The sequence below is a fragment of the Roseateles sp. Mitsp63 genome (assembly GCF_059491535.1).
In genome coordinates, this window is sequence record NZ_CP168509.1 from 1,515,229 (window position 1) to 1,530,433 (window position 15,205).

Sequence of the window (15,205 nt, forward strand, 5' to 3'; positions counted from 1 at the left end):
CGATTCAAGGAACTGGAGCGAAAGAGGTTCGGGTGCGCACCGAATGACCTGCATTCTTCGGATCCGGGCGCCTTGCCGGAACCGGTCCGGCATGCACAGCAGCCATACGCGCGGCGTATAAAGCGGCCCATGAACGAGACCACCCGGGACGGCGGCCAGGACCGCCTCGCGCTGCTGCAGACCTTCCTCCGCGTGGCGGAGGCCGGCAGCTTCTCCGCCGCCGCGCAGCAGCTCGCCACCACGCAGCCGACGGTCAGCCGGCGCGTGCAGATGCTGGAATCGCTGCTCGGCGCGCGGCTCGTCGAACGCTCGACGCGCGGGCTGCGGCTCACCGAGGAGGGCGAGCGCTGCGCCGCGCAGGCGCAGGACCTGATCGATGGCTGGCAGTCGCTGGCCGAGGAACTCGATGGCGGCGATGAGCTGTCCGGCACGCTGCGCCTGCGCGTGCCCCATGCGTTCGGGCAGAGCCAGCTGATCGAGCCGCTCGCGGCCTTCCTGACGCGGCATCCGCGCGTGTCGGTCGAATGGATGCTGCAGGACCAGTTGCCCGACTTCAGCCGCGAGAACGTCGACTGCTCGCTGCTGGTGGGCGAGATCAGCCAGCCCCACCTGATCGCGACGCAGCTGGCCGAGGTGCCGCGCGTGCTCGTCGCCGCGCCGGCGCTCGCGAAGAAGCTGCCCAAGGGCCTGGACCGGAAGACCCCGGAGGAGATCGCCGGGCTGCTCGGCGCGCAGCCATGGCTGGCGCTGCTGGCGTTCTATCGCGATGGCATCGACCTCGACGCGTCGAAGGGGGAAGGGCGCATGCATGTGGCCTTCCGCCCGCGGCTGGGCACGGACAGCCTCTTCGCGCTGATCGAGTCCGCGCGGCGGGGACTCGGACTGGCGCTCGTCTCGCAATGGGCGGTGATGGACGACCTCGCCGAAGGGCGGCTCGTGCGGCTGCTTCCCGGCTGGTGCGCGTCACCGCTGCCGATCTCGCTCGTCTATCCGTCGCGCCGGCTTCAACCGGCGCGGCTGCGCGCGTTCCTGCAGGTGATGCGCGAGGTCATTCCGACGATGCGCGGAATGCGGGAAGTCCGGCGGAAGTGAACATTCAAAACGACGAGGACCGCCCTCGGGCGGTCCTCGTCATGGCGCTGCCGGTTCCCCGGCGCGCCTCAGGCGCTCACGCGCTCAGCCCTTGGGAGCGGGCTTGGCCGGGGCGGCCTTCTTCGCGGCGGGCAGCGCCTTGCCGGTGGCCGCCATCGTCATGTCCATGTCCATGCGCATGTTGCCCTTCGGCCCCTTCATGTCCATGCCCATCGACATCGCCATCGTGCTGCGCAGCAGCAGGCGGTCCGCGATCCGCAGATCCATCTTGCCCTTGCCCGAACCCGTCATCGCGCCCTGCACCGGCCCCGGCGCCGAGGCCGCCGAAGCAGGCGCCTCAGGCGCCGACGCGGACGAAGCCGACGAAGCCGGACCCGTGAAGCTCATGTCCATCCGCATGTCCACATCGAACGAGGCCACGCCCTTGTTGATCGCCGTCAGCGTGTACTTGCCCAGCATCTTGCCGGTCGGCGCGCCGCCGGTCGGCAGGTTCAGGTCGACCGGCATCTCCACCGACTCGCCCACCTTCATCGTCTGGCCGTTGAACTTGCGCATCCAGTCGAAGCTCTGGTTGAAGATCTTCTCCTGCATCTCCTTGGGCAGCGCCTGCTGCGCCGGCATCGTCGGCGGCAGCTCCAGATCGATCTTGTCGAACTGGTCGTTCTTCAGCTGCGCCGTGAAGCGGATCGGACCCTGCTGCGGCAGCGGCCGCGCCTGACCCGTCGCATCGCGCATCTCGCTCTTGAGCGAGTTCACCTCGGCCTTGAGCGTGTAGCTGCCGTCCGCGGCCTTGGCCGTCGTCGACAGCACCTGGCGCATCACCATCTGCATCGTGACCGGCATCGTGGTCTTCATCTGCTCGGCCTGCGCGCGCGCCTGCTCCGGCGCGTCGGCGGGCAGCTGCATGGACATGTTCATCTTCATGTCCATCGTCACGTCCACCTGCTGCCTCACCGACGGGAGCGGCACCATGTTCAGCTTGACGCTCTCCTGCGCCAGCGCCGCCGGCGCCACGAACGCGGCCTGCACCGCCAGCACGGCGGCCAGCGAAACGAATCGACTCATCGGTACCTCTCCCGGATTCGGGGCCTCAGCCCCGGTAGTTGTCCTGCATGCGGTAGCCCCGCGCGTACAGCGCGAAGAGCAGCGCCGCCAACAGCGCGAAGCCCGCGAAGAAGAACATCTGGAACGCCGTGACGCTCGTGCCCGTCGATTGGATGTACGTGGTGACCGCCTCGCCCTTGACGCTCGAGTTGGCCAGCAGCACCCACAGGTTGCCGATCGTCACCGACAGGTTCCAGAAGCTCGTGATCACGCCCTTCATCGCCAGCGGCGCCTGACTGTAGGCGAATTCCAGACCCGTCGCGGACACCAGCACCTCGCCCAGCGTCAGCAGCGCATAGGGCAGGACCTGCCACAGGATGGAGACCTTGTCGCCGTCATCGATGCCCAGCTGGATGCCGCCCACCACGATCCAGGCCACGCCCGCGAACGCGATGCCCGCGCCCATCCGGCGCAGCGCCGTCAGCTTCAGCCCCAGGCGCCCCAGCAGCGGGTACAGCACGAAGTTGTTGAACGGGATCAGGATCATGACCAGCGCCGGATTGAGCGCCTGCATCATCGAGGACTCGAACCACGCGGGCTTGGTCATCTGATCGGCCTGCAGCACCCAGGTCGAGGCCTTCTGGTCGAACAGGGACCAGAACGGCGTGACCAGCGCGAACAGCACCAGCAGCCGCAGCACCGTGCGCACACCCTCGACGGCCTCGGCCGGATGGACGGCGCGGGCGCGGTCCAGCTGCATCCAGGCACCGGCGCCGCCGAAGCCCATCAGCAGCACCAGCGCCGAGCAGAACGCGATCACGAAACCCAGGTTGGGCGTCAGCGCCAGCGCGCCGATCGCCAACGCCACGCCCAGCCCCGCGACCACCAGGCCGCCGCGGCCCTGGCCCGGCGCCTGCGACAGCAGCGCTGTGCGCACCACCTTCAGGAAGCCGTGCGGGTCGCGATGCGATTCACCGGCGGGCACGTGCGTGTACTTGCGGCGGCCGCTCCAGAAGATCGCGGTGGCGATGAACATCAGCACGCCCGGGATGCCGAACGCGACGCTCGCGCCGAACTTCTTCAGGAAGACCGGCATCAGCAGCGACGCGAAGAACGAGCCGAAGTTGATGATCCAGTAGAAGGCGTCGAACACCTTCTGCGCCAGCGTGCGGTTGCTCTTGTCGAACTGGTCGCCGATGAACGAGCTCACCAGCGGCTTGATGCCGCCCGAGCCCAGCGCGATCAGGAACAGGCCGAAGTAGAAGCCCTTGAGGTTGTCCTCGAAGATCGACAGGCAGGCGTGACCGGCGCAGTACACCAGGCTCAGCCAGAGGATGGTGTTGTACTTGCCGAAGAAGCGGTCCGACAGCCAGCCGCCCAGCAGCGGGAAGAAGTAGACGCCGATCACGAAGGTGTGGAACACCTCCTTGGCCTCGCCCTTGCGCAGCGGCTCCGGAATCGCCAGCAGCAGGCTGGTCATCAGGAACACCGTCAGGATGTTGCGCATCCCGTAGAAGCTGAAGCGTTCGCAGCCCTCGTTGGCGATGATGTAGGGGATCTGCGGCGGCATCTTCGGCGCGGCCTGCGTGGCCGCGACCGCCGCGCCGCCCTGCGGGGCGCCGATGGTGGACGTGTTCAAGAGTCTGTCTCCGTCATGTCGCGAGGCGCTCGTGGCGCCCCAAAAGGAAAGCCGCCGAGGGGTGTCTCGGCGGCTGTGGTGTTGCGGCTGCTGGCCTCCTGGGGTGGCGCGCTTCAGCGGTCGCTGGCCCTCACCCCAGCCCTCTCCCGCAAGCGGGAGAGGGAGTTCATGCCGTCATCAGGCTTCGAAGGGGAGCTTGAACTGGTTGAGGTCCTTGCGGGTCTCGACCAGGACCAGCGGGCCCTCGTCGACCACCGCCACCGGCGCGGGCTCGCGGCCCAGCGGCGCGGCGGCCGGCTCGGCGGCGATCGCGGCCTGCGCGGCGGCGATCTTGTCGGCATCGCTGTTGACCCAGGTCAGGCCGGCGCTCTCGGCGACCGCGTTCAACTCGCCCAGCGGCAGGTCGAAGCGCGGCACCACCGGGGCGGCCGGCGCCGCGGCCACCGGAGCCGCCACCGGGGCGTGCACCGGCGCCGGGGCCTGGGCGACAGGCGCCGTGGCCTGGACAGGTGCCTGCTGGGGCTCGTCGCCCAGCGCCAGTTGACGCGGCGCGGCGCCCGCATCCAGCACGATGCCGTCCAGCACGGCGGTGGCCGGCGTGGCGGCCTCGCCGGCGGCGATCACGCCATCGGCGAGAGCGCCTTCACCCGGAGCGCCTTCGCCTTCGCGGCGGTCACGGCGATAGCGGTCGCGGCCACGGCCGCGGCGGCGGCCTTCGCGGCCGTCCTGACCTTCTTCGCCGGCCGGGGCTTCCTCACCGTTCACCACCGGAGCTTCCGCGGACTCGGCACCTTCGGCGAACGAGGTCTCGCCGGCGGCCGGGGCCTGGCCCTCGACCAGCGCGCCTTCGACCTGCTCGCCCTCAGCGCCACGCTCGCCGCGGTTGCCACGGCGGCGGCGGCGGCGGCCTTGACGCTCGTCGCCCGCCTCACCAGTCACCGCGCTCTCGAGCGGCTGGGTGTCGGCGAAGGCGATCGGCGAGTCCGGGTTGGCGGCTTCGGTGCCGGCCAGCGGCAGCAGTTGCTCCTGCGCCTCGGCAGGCGCGCGCTCCTCGCGGCGGCGGCGGCCTTCGCCGCGCTCGCCGCGGTCGGCTCGCTCGCCGCGCTCCGGACGGTCGCCGCGTTCGGCGCGTTCCTGGCGCGGCGCGCCTTCGACGGCCTGTTCCGGCTTGTCGGCGCGCTCGTTGCGGCGGTTGCGATCACCACCGCGCTCACCACGCTCGGTGCGCTCACCGCGCTCCGTGCGCTCACCACGCTCGCCCCGCTCCGCGCGTTCACCGCGCTCCGGACGATCGCCGCGGCCTTCCTGCTGCGGCTTGCCTTCGCCGCGCGGCTTGCCGTCGCGCGCCTTCGGATCGTGGCGCTCGCCACGCTCGGCCCGCTCGCCGCGGTCACCGCGCTCGCCACGGCGGCCGCGGTCGCCGCCGCGGGCGTTGCGATCCCGGTCGCCGCGCTCGCCGCGTTCCTTCTTGGCCGGCTCGGCGGTCTTGGCCTCGGTGGCCGGCGCGGGCGCCGGCGCGGGCGCGCCGCCGAACAGGTTCTTCAGCCAGCCGAAGAAGCCGCCACCCGCGGCCACCGGCGCGGCGGGCGCCGCCACCGGGGCCGCAGCCACGGGTTCCGCGGCCTTCGGCGCGGGGGCCGGCGCGGGCACCGGCATCGGCGCCGGCTGCTCGGGCAGCAGGCCCTTGATCACTGGCTCCTGCTTGTTCTTCTTCTCGGCGCCGCGGCGGGTGATGCCCACCTCTTCCTGCTGCTCCTCGATCATCGTGTAGCTCGCCTGCAGGTTCTCCAGGCGCGGATCGTCGTGGCGCAGGCGCTCGAGCTTGTAATTCGGCGTCTCGAGATGCTTGTTCGGCACCAGCAGCACGGTCACGCGCTGCTTCAGCTCGATCTTGGTGATCTCGGTGCGCTTCTCGTTGAGCAGGAAGCTGGTCACTTCCACCGGGACCTGCACGTGCACGGCCGCGGTGTTGTCCTTCATGGACTCTTCCTGGACCATGCGCAGGATCTGCAGCGCGGACGACTCGGTGTCGCGGATGTGGCCGGTGCCGTTGCAGCGCGGGCAGGTGATGTGGCTGCCCTCGCTCAACGCCGGGCGCAGGCGCTGGCGGCTCAGCTCCAGCAGGCCGAACTTGCTGATCGAGCTGAACTGCACGCGGGCGCGGTCCTGGCGCAGCGCGTCGCGCAGGCGCTGTTCGACCTCGCGGCGGTTCTTGGACTCCTCCATGTCGATGAAGTCCACGACGATCAGGCCGCCCAGGTCCCGCAGACGCATCTGGCGCGCGATCTCGTCGGCGGCTTCCAGGTTGGTGCGGGTGGCGGTTTCCTCGATGTCGCCGCCACGGGTGGCGCGCGCCGAGTTCACGTCCACCGAGACCAGCGCCTCGGTGTGGTCGATCACGATGGCGCCGCCCGACGGCAGGTTCACCGTGCGGCTGAAGGCCGTCTCGATCTGGTGCTCGATCTGGAAGCGGCTGAACAGCGGCGCGTCATCGCGGTAACGCTTCACCTTGTGCGCCGTCTCCGGCATCACATGGCTCATGAACTGATGGGCCTGCTCGAAGATGTCGTCCGTGTCGATCAGGATCTCGCCGATGTCGGCGGTGAAGTAGTCGCGGATCGCGCGGATCACCAGCGACGACTCCTGATAGATCAGGAACGCGCCCTTGCCGCCCCCGGCCGCCTCGTCGATGGCGGTCCAGAGCTTGAGCATGTAGTTCAGGTCCCACTGCAGCTCGGCCGCGCTGCGGCCGATGCCCGCGGTGCGCGCGATCAGCGACATGCCCTTGGGGTAGTCGAGCTGGTCCAGCGCTTCCTTGAGCTCCTCGCGGTCCTCGCCCTCGATGCGGCGCGAGACGCCGCCGCCGCGCGGATTGTTGGGCATCAGCACCAGGTAGCGGCCCGCCAGCGACACGAAGGTCGTCAGCGCCGCGCCCTTGTTGCCGCGCTCTTCCTTCTCGACCTGGACCAGCAGCTCCTGGCCTTCCTTGATCACGTCCTGGATCTTGGCCGAGCGCACGTCGGCGCCGTCCTTGAAGTACTGGCGCGAGATCTCCTTGAAGGGAAGGAAGCCGTGGCGGTCCTCGCCGTAATCGACGAAGCAGGCCTCCAGCGACGGCTCGACGCGCGTCACGACCGCCTTGTAGATGTTGCCCTTGCGCTGCTCGCGGCCTTCGATCTCGGTCTCGAAGTCCAGCAGCTTCTGTCCATCGACGATGGCCAGGCGACGCTCTTCCTGCTGCGTCGCGTTGATCAGCATGCGTTTCATCAGTTCTCCTCCACGCCAGCGTGTTGCCGCTGACGCGCATTCAAGTGAACCGCTGCCGGAGATTCACCGGCGGGCGATTCGACCGATGCACGAGAAACGCGAAAGAACCAATGAAAGGATCGCCCTGGACTGCAATTGAACGGCGCGTTCGACCGTTCAGTGATGCAGCGTTGGCGCGTGCGCCGCAGGCCCCGGATCGGCTGTTCCGGTCCTCATGCGCGCCGCTTCAGGCGCGACCCGACCACGGCCGGAGCCCGGCGTGTGGACGAAGCCAACACGCGCTCGCAGGCGGCGGGGGGTGGAATGAACCGAAGAAAACATCCGGAAACGGAGCCTGGGTGCTGATGTCAGCGCCAGGGCTTGCGGCCCCCTCGCTGACATCGTGAAACCTTGTTGTGCTGCCCCCGCCGCCCGCCGACATCCGAGGATGAGGAAGACCGCGTGAGCATGGTTCTGACGACGTTGCTCTGCCATCCGGCCCCCGTGCCTGCCTGCTCGCTTTGGGAAGCGGGCCCGACGACGCTGACCTGATGTTGCATCACCAAAAGTAATGAGTAGCCTACTCACAATGGCTACTCACCGCCACGTTCTTGTCGAGCTCGAACGCTGTCGTCCGAGTAAAATGAGAAAAATCAAATACTTACAACGCAAACGTGGCAAGCAGCATTATAGGGGCTAAAGCCCGCAAGGCCGCCCCAGGGACTGCCCGCAGTGCCGCGAGGGGTGCCAGCGCCCCGCCAGCCTCCCCTCCCGCGCCCGCCGCGCCTGCCGCGGTTGCGCCCGCTGCCCCTGCCGCGCCGGCCCAGGTGCGGCTTCTGACGGTGGACGAAGGCTCCGCCGGCCAGCGCCTGGACAACTTCCTGATCCGTGAACTCAAGGGCGCTCCCAAGACCCTGGTCTACCGGATCATCCGGTCCGGTGAAGTGCGCATCAACAAGGGCCGCTGCGCGGCCGACTCGCGGCTGGAGGTCGGCGATGTCGTGCGCGTGCCGCCGGTGCGCCTGGCGGAGAAGCCCGCCGATCCGTCGGTGCCCGCGCGTGAATTCCCGGTCGTGTTCGAGGACGAGCATCTGATCGTCGTCGACAAGCCGGCCGGCGTCGCGGTGCACGGCGGCTCGGGCGTGAGCTTCGGCGTGATCGAGCAACTGCGCCGGGCCCGGCCACAGGCGAAATTCCTGGAGCTGGTGCACCGGCTCGACAAGGAGACCTCCGGCCTGCTGATGATCGCGAAGAAGCGCAGCGCGCTGACGCACCTGCAGGATCAACTGCGTGATCGCGAGACCGGCAAGACCTACGCCGCGCTGGTGAGCGGCACGTGGTCGAAGAGCCGCAAGGTCGTGGACGTGCCCCTGCTGAAGTTCGTCGGCAGTGACGGCGAGCGCTGGGTGCGGGCGGTGACGAACCCGAGCGATCCGCAGGCGGACCAGGCCAAGCGGTCGATCAGCCTGGTCAAGGTGGCCGAGGCGCTGCCCGGCTACAGCCTGCTGGACGTCACGATCAAGACCGGCCGCACGCATCAGATCCGGGTGCACCTGGCGCATGAGGGCCATGCGATCGTCGGCGATCCGAAATATGGCGACTTCGAAGCCAACCGCGCGCTGGCCCGCGGCGCGCTGCGTTTCGACCGGATGTTCCTGCACGCGCGGCAGCTTCGCTTCGCGCATCCGGCCACCGGCGAGACCCTGACCCTCACCGCGCCGCTGCCGCCCGAGTGCGAGACACTCCTGGCCGCGCTGCGCCGCCTGGCGTCCTGACCGGCCGGCGTTCACCCGCTTTCCACCCATGCCTCAACGTTTCGACCTGATCGTCTTCGACTGGGACGGCACCCTGTTCGACTCCACCGCGCTGATCGTGCGCTGCATGCAGGCCGCCGCGGCGGACCTCGGCCTGGAGCCGCCCTCGCGCGAGCGCGCCGCCTATGTCATCGGCATGGGCTTGATCGAGGCGCTCCAGTACGCGCTGCCCGGACTCGATCCGTCGCGCTATCCCGAACTGGGTCAACGCTACCGGCATCACTACTTCGCGTCGGCGCACGAGGTGACGCTGTTCGACGGCGTGCCCCGGCTGCTCCAGGACCTGAAGGCCAGGCACCACTGGCTCGCGGTCGCGACGGGCAAGAGCCGGCGCGGCCTCGACGAGGCGCTGGCGGCGGTCGGCATGCAGACGCTGTTCGACGGCACCCGCACCGCCGACGAGACCGCCGGCAAGCCCAATCCGCAGATGCTGCTGGAGTTGATGCGCGAGTTCGGCGCCGACCCCGGGCGCACGCTGATGATCGGCGACACGACCCATGACCTGCAGCTGGCGCGCAATGCCGGCTGCCCGGCGGTGGCGGTGACCTATGGCGCGCACGCGCATGAGTCGCTGCTCGATTTCGAGCCGTTGCTGGTCGCGCACGACGTGCCCACGCTGCGCGACTGGCTGCTGGCCCACGCCTGATCCCTTCGCGCGTGACCGAACCTGACTGAATGACGCCCGAGCAAGACCTGCCCCCGGTGCCGCTGTGCGCCTCCTCCGAACTGGAGGAGCGCGGCCGCGCCCACACCTTCGACGTGCTGCACTTCCGCCAGCCGGCCTCGGCCTTCGTGCTGCGCTTCGATGGCCAGGTCGTGGGCTATCTCAACCGCTGCGCCCACGTGCCCACCGAGATGGACTGGCAGGAAGGCGAGTTCCTGGACAGCCGCAAGGAATTCATCATCTGCAGCATCCATGGCGCGGTCTACCACCCGCTGGACGGGCGCTGCGTGACCGGCATGTGCGGCCGCATCGGCCTGACCAAGCTCGACGTGCGCGAGCGGGACGGGCAGGTCACTTGGTACCCTTCCCGCGATACGCGGCCTGTCTTCGAGGACTGAATGAGCAACGACAACGACCCCGACCTGCCGCGTCCGATCCCCGACGCGACGCCCCGTCCCGAGGACATGCTGAAGCCGGAGCCGCCGCCGGCCGCGCAGGCGGCCCCGGCCGCGCCCGGCCGCTACGAGCACGTGCTCGAGCAGTTCGCCCATGACTATCTGCGCGACCGCCGCAGCGATCGCCGCTGGAAGACCTTCTTCCGGCTGATCTGGGTGACGCTGGCGCTGCTGCTGGTGTGGTCGATGTTCGCATCCAGACACCATGGCGGCGCGGCCGCCGGCCCGCACACCGCGCTGGTGGAGGTGCGCGGCGAGATCGCGCCCGACACCGAGGCCAGCGCCGAGCTGATCAACGCGGCGCTGAAGGCGGCGTTCGAGGACCAGGGCTCGCAGGCGGTGGTGCTGCGCATCAACTCGCCGGGCGGCAGCCCGGTGCAGGCGGGCATCGTCAACGACGAGATCAAGCGGCTGAAGGCGCTGCACAACAAGAAGGTCTACGCGGTCGTCGAGGAGATCTGCGCCTCGGGCGCGTACTACATCGCCGCCAGCGCCGACGAGATCTACGTCGACAAGGCCTCGGTGGTGGGCTCGATCGGCGTGCTGATGGACGGTTTCGGCTTCACCGAGGTGATGAAGAAGGTCGGCATCGAGCGCCGGCTGATGACCGCGGGCGAGAACAAGGGGATGCTGGATCCGTTCTCGCCGGTCTCGCCCAGGCAGCAGGCCTATGCGCAGGCGATGCTGGACCAGATCCACCAGCAGTTCATCAAGGTCGTGCGCGAGGGCCGCGGCCCGCGTCTGAAGGAGACGCCGGAGATGTTCTCCGGCCTGTTCTGGAACGGCGAGCAGGCGGTGCGGATGGGCCTGGCCGACGGCATGGGCAACCTGGACTACGTGGCGCGCGAGGTCGTGAAGGCCGAGGAGGTCATCGACTACACGCCGCGCGACAACGTCGCGGAGCGCATCGCCAAGCGCTTCGGCGCGTCGATGGGCGAGGGCGCGGTCAAGGCGATGCGCTCGATGGCGACGATCCGGTAAGCTCGCGCCGCTCCATCGCCCGACCCAGCCATCGCTCGGCAGGCCGTTCCCGTTTCCCCTGTCGCCAGGATCGAACCCATGAACACTGCCTTCCGTGGCGCCGCGCTGGCGCTGCTGCCGATGCTCATCGCCGCCTGCGCGTCGCCCGGCGCGGCGCCGGCCTCCCCGGCCGCGTCCGCATCCGCACCCCCATCGGCCTCCGTATCGGCCGCCGCATCCGAGCCGGAATTCATTCTGCTCGGCGAGCTGCACGACAACCCCGCGCATCACCGGGCCCGCGCCGCGCAGCTGCGCGAGCTGATCGCGCGTGAGCCGAAGACCGCCGTCGTCTTCGAGCAGTTCTCGCGCGCGGAGGACGCGGCGGTGGCGCGGGCCCGCGAGGAGCATCCCGGCGATGTCGAGGCGGTGATCGAGGCCGCGAAGCTCGACCGCAAGGGCTGGCGCTGGCCGCTGCATCAGCCGCTGTTCGAGGCCGCGCTGCAGTCGGGCGCGGGCGTGCGCGGCGGCAACATCGATCGCGACCAGGTGCGCCGGATCGTCCGCGAGGGCGATGCCGCCTGGCCCGCGGAGCTGCTCGCGCTGCGCTCGCGCGTGAGCTGGAACGAGGCGCAGCAGGACGCGCTGCGCAAGGACATCCAGGACGGCCACTGCGGCGCGATGCCGGAGGCGATGCTGCCCGGCATGGTGCAGGCCCAGCGCGCGCGTGACGCGGCGATGGCGCAGGCGATGCTCGACGCGCGGCAGTCCGGCGCGAGGCGCGTGGTGCTGATCGCGGGCAACGGCCATGTGCGGCGCGACGTCGCGGTGCCGGTGTATCTGCGGGCGGCCGGCGTGCCGGCTTCGGACATCGATGCCATCGCCTATCTCGAGCCGGGCAGCGCCGTGCCCGATGGCGGCTACGACCGCGTCGAGCGCGCGCCGGCGCCGTCGCGCGAGGATCCCTGCGCGCAGTTCAAGCGTTAGGCCGCGGCGAGCGGCCGGGCGCTAGGCCAGCACCACCTCGACGCCGCGGCGGCGCAGCTCGCCGACGATGGCGCCGTCGGCATCCTTGTCCGTGATCAGCATGTCGATCTGCTCGACCGGCGCGATCACCGACAGGTTGCGCTTCATCAGCTTGGAGGCATCGGCGACGGCGACGATCTGGCGCGCGATCTTCATCATCTGCGCGTTGAGCTGGGCCTCGAGCAGGTGGGGCGTCATCAGGCCGATGTCGGGATCGAGGCTGTCCACGCCCAGGAACAGCCGGTCCGCGTAGAGGCTCTGCAGCGCCGTCACCGCCTGCGGACCGGACAGCGAGTACGAGTTCTGCCGCAGCAGCCCGCCCGGCATGATCACGTTGACGTTGGGCACGGTGGCGAGCAGCACCGCGATGTTCAGCGCGTTGGTGATGACGTTCAGCGACTGCAGCCGCATACCGCGGATCTGCTTGGCGATCTCCTCGGTCGTCGAGCCGGAATCGAGCAGGATGGTCTCGCCATCGCGGATCAGCCGGGCCGCCTCGACGGCGATGCGCACCTTCTGCTCGTGATGCAGCTTCTGCTTGACGCCGATCGGCACCTCCTCGGTGTCGCGGTGCGCCAGCGCGCCGCCATGCGTGCGCAGCAGCGCGCCGGTGGCGGCCAGCGCGTTCAGGTCGCTGCGGATGGTCACCACCGAGATGCCGAAGCGCTCGGCCAGTTCCTCGACCGTCACCTTGCCTTGCGCCTGCACCTGCTCGCGAATGAGCTGCCGGCGCTCGTCGATCAGCAGCGAGGCGTCCGCCTTGTCGACGGAGGTGGGCGTGGGCATGGTCATGGAAATCGGAAGTCGTGGACTTTCGGATGATATCGACCGCTCATCCCCTCCTGCCCGCGCTGTCCCTGTTGGAACGCCCTCACCCCTTCGAACTCCCTCGCGCTTCGAGATCTCTCGCGCTTCGAGCTCTCTCGCCCGTTCGAGCTCTCTCGCCCGTTCGAACTCCCTTGCGCTTCGAACTCCCTCGCCCCCGCAGGGGGAGAGGGCAGGGGAGAGGGGGCTGTCGCCACTTGCGCAACCTGGCGCACTGCGACGGCCCCTCTCCCCCACCCTCTCCCCGCAAGCGGGGCGAGGGAGTTGATGAGGATGGCGGTGCTCATGCTCATGCAGCGGATGGCTTCAACCGAACGCCCGCCAGCCGCGCCGCGTACATCGCCGCGCCGAGTTCCGGCCCGAAACGCGGCGCCATCAGCGTCGCGCCCGGCAGTTCGCGCGCCAGCGCAGCGCGCAGCGCGCCGATCACCGCCGCGCCCGCCTCGAAGACACCGCCCGTGTACGAGACCGGCACGGCGGCCCCCGGCGGCAGCTCGAGTCTTCGCGCCACCGCGCCGGCCAGCGCCGCGAGTTCCTCGCCGGCCCGCGCCAGCAGTGCATTCGCCTGGGCATCGCCCTCGGCCGCCGCGGCCGACACCAGCCGCGCGAACTGCGCCAGCCGGCTTCGCGCCGCGTCGCCATTGACCGCCGCGCAGAGATCCAGGTCCTGCGCGAGCCCGAAATGACCGCGCACCCGTGCCAGCAGCGGCCCCGGCGCGGCCCGGCCATCGGCCATGCGCGAGAAGAGCGCGAAGCCCTCGCGCGCGAGCCAGTACGCCGACCCCTCATCCCCGAAGACCTCGCCCCAGCCGCCGCTGCGCGCGCCGCGCTCCCCCCATTGGCCGTAGGCCATCGAACCGGTGCCCGCGACGAGGCTGATGCCGTCTTCGCCGCCCAGCGAGCCGGCCCAGCTGCAGATCATGTCGTTGCCGATGCGCGCGCGGGGCAGCACGCCATCGAGCAGCGCGTCGAACGCGCCCTGCAGCGCGCTGTCCTCGCCATGCGCCGGCAGGCCCGCGAACGCGGAGGTGACCTGCGCCGGCGCGAGCCCCGCCTGCTTGAGCGTCTCGGCGACGCCATCCCGCAGCAGCGCGCCCAGCGCGTCGAAGCCGATCTCCAGGTAGTAGCTGGTGCTGCCCACGTGACGCGCGATCAGCCGCCCATCGCCATCGAGCAGCAGGAACGAGGTCTTGGTGCCGCCGCCATCGATGCCGAGGAAGACGGGACGATCGGCGCGGTCCAGGGCAGTGGAGCTCATGGCAGTCACGGGGCCGGAGGCGTGAGCGGATGGATGATGACGCCGCTGACGACGCGGGTCACGGTGCCGGAGGCGCTGGGATTGTCGGGCGTGATGCCCAGCTTCAGCGAGGCCAGCATCGCCAGGCACTGCGCGAAGACCAGCGCCACCGGCGCCAGCGCGAGATCCGGCGCGTTGACCGGAAGTCCGATCAGCACGTCGTCCTCGGCCAGCGCGTCCTCGCCGTTCAGCGCCGAGGTGCTGAGCGCGATCACCCGCCCGCGGCCTTGGCGGCGCAGCTCGCGCAGCAGGTCCAGGTCGTAGCGCCGCGTGTAGCTGTCGTTGGAGAGCAGCAGCAGCACCAGCGTCCGCTCGTTGAGCACCGTCTTGGGGCCATGGCGGAAGCCCAGCGGCGAATCGGCCAGCGCCACCAGCCGGCCATCGGTCAGCTCCAGCATCTTCAGCGCGGCTTCCTTCGCCAGCCCCTGCAGGCCATTGCTGCCGAGCACGACCAGACGCTCGACCGGCTGCGCGCTGAGCGCGGCCAGCCGCCCGGGCTCGGCGGCGAGCAGCGCGCCGGCGGCCTCGCTCAGCACGGCCACCGGCGGCAGCGGCAGTTCGAAGGCCCAGGCCGCCGCCAGCAGCATGCCGGTGAAGCTCGAGGTCATCGCGAACGCGCGATCGTTGGTCGCGTCCGGCAGCAGCAGGACATGCGCGCGCGCGCGGCCGCCCAGGCGGCGCGCCAGCGTGCCGTCCGCGGCGCAGGTGACCGCGAGGTGATGGCATTCACCGACGACGGCATCGGCGAGTTCGGCCGCGGCGAGGCTCTCCGGGCTGTTGCCCGAGCGCGCGAACGACACCAGCAGCGTCGGCACGCCAGGCTGCAGGCATTGCCCGGGGTTGGAGACGATGTCGGTGGTGGCGATCGCCTCGACGCGCACGCCGGGCCGCGCGCCAAGCTGCTGCAGCAGCGCCGGCGCCAGGCATTGCCCGATGAAGGCGGAGCTGCCGGCGCCGGTCAGCACGATGCGCAGTTCAGGCAGCGCGAGCAGCGGCCGCAGGAAGGCGTCCAGCGCCGCGCGCCGCGCGCGCACCAGGTCATGGACGGCTTGCCAGACGGCGGGTTGCTGGGCGATCTCGCGCGCGGTGTGCGCCGCGCCGCGGCGGTCGAGATCGGCGGCGTCGAGGTGGAGCAGGGTCATCGTG

Annotated in this window: 12 protein-coding genes; 6 read left to right on the plus strand and 6 right to left on the minus strand. The window is 70.2% G+C overall.

Going from position 1 to position 15,205, the window contains the following annotated elements; all coding sequences use genetic code 11:
* Positions 1 to 129 precede the first annotated feature (129 nt).
* Positions 130 to 1,092: a LysR family transcriptional regulator gene (locus tag ACEN96_RS06615; RefSeq protein WP_495587245.1), complete on the plus strand. Its 963-nt coding sequence runs from the start codon at positions 130 to 132 to the stop codon at positions 1,090 to 1,092.
* Positions 1,093 to 1,176: 84 nt separating this feature from the next.
* Here the strand turns inward: ACEN96_RS06615 and ACEN96_RS06620 are convergent, their stop codons facing one another.
* The 3 genes from ACEN96_RS06620 to ACEN96_RS06630 form a co-directional block, all read right to left on the minus strand.
* On the minus strand, positions 1,177 to 2,157 hold the full coding sequence (locus ACEN96_RS06620; RefSeq protein ID WP_495587246.1) for a hypothetical protein: 981 nt from the start codon (positions 2,155 to 2,157) through the stop codon (positions 1,177 to 1,179).
* 25 nt (positions 2,158 to 2,182) lie between these two features.
* Positions 2,183 to 3,706, minus strand: coding sequence for a POT-type proton-dependent oligopeptide transporter (locus ACEN96_RS06625; RefSeq protein ID WP_495588562.1), 1,524 nt, complete (start codon positions 3,704 to 3,706; stop codon positions 2,183 to 2,185).
* Between the two features lie 246 nt (positions 3,707 to 3,952).
* Entirely contained in the window at positions 3,953 to 7,042 is a 3,090-nt protein-coding gene (locus ACEN96_RS06630) for an Rne/Rng family ribonuclease (RefSeq protein WP_495587247.1), read from the minus strand.
* Between the two features lie 806 nt (positions 7,043 to 7,848).
* Here ACEN96_RS06630 and ACEN96_RS06635 point away from each other — a divergent pair.
* From ACEN96_RS06635 to ACEN96_RS06655, 5 genes are all read left to right on the plus strand, one after another.
* A complete protein-coding gene (locus ACEN96_RS06635; protein WP_495587248.1) occupies positions 7,849 to 8,796 on the plus strand; it encodes an RluA family pseudouridine synthase in 948 nt (315 codons plus the stop codon).
* 28 nt (positions 8,797 to 8,824) lie between these two features.
* Positions 8,825 to 9,481: an HAD family hydrolase gene (locus ACEN96_RS06640; protein ID WP_495587249.1), complete on the plus strand. Its 657-nt coding sequence runs from the start codon at positions 8,825 to 8,827 to the stop codon at positions 9,479 to 9,481.
* Between the two features lie 29 nt (positions 9,482 to 9,510).
* Entirely contained in the window at positions 9,511 to 9,897 is a 387-nt protein-coding gene (locus ACEN96_RS06645) for a Rieske (2Fe-2S) protein (RefSeq protein ID WP_495587250.1), read from the plus strand.
* The gene (locus ACEN96_RS06650; protein ID WP_495587251.1) at positions 9,898 to 10,935 is read left to right on the plus strand and encodes a S49 family peptidase; all 1,038 of its coding nucleotides are present in this window, start codon (positions 9,898 to 9,900) and stop codon (positions 10,933 to 10,935) included.
* Positions 10,936 to 11,013: 78 nt separating this feature from the next.
* A complete protein-coding gene (locus ACEN96_RS06655) occupies positions 11,014 to 11,898 on the plus strand; it encodes a ChaN family lipoprotein (RefSeq protein ID WP_495587252.1) in 885 nt (294 codons plus the stop codon).
* Between the two features lie 21 nt (positions 11,899 to 11,919).
* Here the strand turns inward: ACEN96_RS06655 and ACEN96_RS06660 are convergent, their stop codons facing one another.
* From ACEN96_RS06660 to ACEN96_RS06670, 3 genes are all read right to left on the minus strand, one after another.
* The gene (locus ACEN96_RS06660) at positions 11,920 to 12,723 is read right to left on the minus strand and encodes a DeoR/GlpR family DNA-binding transcription regulator (protein ID WP_495587253.1); all 804 of its coding nucleotides are present in this window, start codon (positions 12,721 to 12,723) and stop codon (positions 11,920 to 11,922) included.
* A gap of 328 nt (positions 12,724 to 13,051) precedes the next feature.
* Positions 13,052 to 14,020, minus strand: coding sequence for a BadF/BadG/BcrA/BcrD ATPase family protein (locus tag ACEN96_RS06665; protein ID WP_495587254.1), 969 nt, complete (start codon positions 14,018 to 14,020; stop codon positions 13,052 to 13,054).
* Between the two features lie 5 nt (positions 14,021 to 14,025).
* The gene (locus tag ACEN96_RS06670) at positions 14,026 to 15,201 is read right to left on the minus strand and encodes an SIS domain-containing protein (RefSeq protein WP_495587255.1); all 1,176 of its coding nucleotides are present in this window, start codon (positions 15,199 to 15,201) and stop codon (positions 14,026 to 14,028) included.
* Positions 15,202 to 15,205 lie beyond the last annotated feature (4 nt).

Bases quoted from the DNA above. Each gene is read 5' to 3' on its own strand.
- ACEN96_RS06615 (WP_495587245.1), top strand. From the start codon at position 130: ATGAACGAGACCACCCGGGACGGCGGCCAGGACCGCCTCGCGCTGCTG.
- ACEN96_RS06620 (WP_495587246.1), bottom strand. From the start codon at position 2,157: ATGAGTCGATTCGTTTCGCTGGCCGCCGTGCTGGCGGTGCAGGCCGCG.
- ACEN96_RS06625 (WP_495588562.1), bottom strand. From the start codon at position 3,706: ATGCCGCCGCAGATCCCCTACATCATCGCCAACGAGGGCTGCGAACGC.
- ACEN96_RS06630 (WP_495587247.1), bottom strand. From the start codon at position 7,042: ATGAAACGCATGCTGATCAACGCGACGCAGCAGGAAGAGCGTCGCCTG.
- ACEN96_RS06640 (WP_495587249.1), top strand. From the start codon at position 8,825: ATGCCTCAACGTTTCGACCTGATCGTCTTCGACTGGGACGGCACCCTG.
- ACEN96_RS06645 (WP_495587250.1), top strand. From the start codon at position 9,511: ATGACGCCCGAGCAAGACCTGCCCCCGGTGCCGCTGTGCGCCTCCTCC.
- ACEN96_RS06650 (WP_495587251.1), top strand. From the start codon at position 9,898: ATGAGCAACGACAACGACCCCGACCTGCCGCGTCCGATCCCCGACGCG.
- ACEN96_RS06655 (WP_495587252.1), top strand. From the start codon at position 11,014: ATGAACACTGCCTTCCGTGGCGCCGCGCTGGCGCTGCTGCCGATGCTC.
- ACEN96_RS06660 (WP_495587253.1), bottom strand. From the start codon at position 12,723: ATGCCCACGCCCACCTCCGTCGACAAGGCGGACGCCTCGCTGCTGATC.
- ACEN96_RS06665 (WP_495587254.1), bottom strand. From the start codon at position 14,020: ATGAGCTCCACTGCCCTGGACCGCGCCGATCGTCCCGTCTTCCTCGGC.
- ACEN96_RS06670 (WP_495587255.1), bottom strand. From the start codon at position 15,201: ATGACCCTGCTCCACCTCGACGCCGCCGATCTCGACCGCCGCGGCGCG.